1 rRNA gene is annotated in these 1,440 nt (G+C 56.5%); it reads left to right on the plus strand.

Annotated features, from left to right (window positions below):
* Positions 1-1,387, plus strand: a 23S ribosomal RNA gene (locus tag CKY47_RS36740); the annotation flags it as partial.
* Positions 1,388-1,440: the final 53 nt, after the last annotated feature.

The raw sequence follows: 1,440 nt of genomic DNA on the forward strand, positions 1-1,440 counted from the left end.
AGGCTGAGACGTGATGCATAGCCGATTGAGGCGAAGTAGAGTGATCCCATGCTGCCGAGAAAAGCCTCTAGTGAGTGTTCATGCGGCCCGTACCCCAAACCGACACAGGTGGTCAGGTAGAGAATACCGAGGCGATCGGGCGAACTGTGGTTAAGGAACTCGGCAAAATGCCCCCGTAACTTCGGGAGAAGGGGGGCCGAGGGATTTGAAGCCCCTTGCGGGCTAGGATTTTTCGGCCGCAGAGACCAGCGAGAAGCGACTGTTTACTAAAAACACAGGTCCGTGCGAAGTCGCAAGACGATGTATACGGACTGACGCCTGCCCGGTGCTGGAACGTTAAGGGGACCGGTTAGCTCTTCGGGGCGAAGCTGAGAACTTAAGCGCCAGTAAACGGCGGTGGTAACTATAACCATCCTAAGGTAGCGAAATTCCTTGTCGGGTAAGTTCCGACCTGCACGAATGGCGTAACGACTTCTCGACTGTCTCAACCACAGGCCCGGCGAAATTGCACTACGAGTAAAGATGCTCGTTACGCGCGGCAGGACGGAAAGACCCCGGGACCTTTACTATAGCTTGGTATTGGTGTTCGGTTCGGCTTGTGTAGGATAGGTGGGAGACTGTGAAGCGGCCACGCCAGTGGTTGTGGAGTCGTCGTTGAAATACCACTCTGGTCGTACTGGATGTCTAACCTCGGTCCGTGATCCGGATCAGGGACAGTGCCTGGTGGGTAGTTTAACTGGGGCGGTTGCCTCCCAAAGAGTAACGGAGGCGCTCAAAGGTTCCCTCAGCCTGGTTGGCAATCAGGTGTCGAGTGCAAGTGCACAAGGGGGCTTGACTGTGAGACCGACAGGTCGAGCAGGGACGAAAGTCGGAACTAGTGATCCGGCCATGGCTTGTGGAAGCGTGGTCGCTCAACGGATAAAAGGTACCCCGGGGATAACAGGCTGATCTTGCCCAAGAGTCCATATCGACGGCATGGTTTGGCACCTCGATGTCGGCTCGTCGCATCCTGGGGCTGGAGTAGGTCCCAAGGGTTGGGCTGTTCGCCCATTAAAGCGGTACGCGAGCTGGGTTTAGAACGTCGTGAGACAGTTCGGTCCCTATCCGCCGCGCGCGTAGGATACTTGCGGAAGGCTGTCCCTAGTACGAGAGGACCGGGACGGACGGACCTCTGGTGTGCCAGTTGTCCTGCCAAGGGCATTGCTGGTTGGCTACGTTCGGAAGGGATAACCGCTGAAAGCATCTAAGCGGGAAGCTCGTTCCTAGATGAGGTATCCCACCCTTCGTGGGTTAAGGCCCCCAAGAGACCATTGGGTTGATAGGCCGGAGATGGAAGGTCGGTAACGGCTGGAGTTGACCGGTACTAATAGGCCGAGGACTTGCTCACAAACATGCTACGCATCCACTGTGCGGTTCTGAAAGAACCGAACCGGACCATCG

The organism is Saccharothrix longispora (genome assembly GCF_030852425.1).
Classification (GTDB): Bacteria; Actinomycetota; Actinomycetes; order Mycobacteriales; family Pseudonocardiaceae; genus Actinosynnema; species Actinosynnema longispora.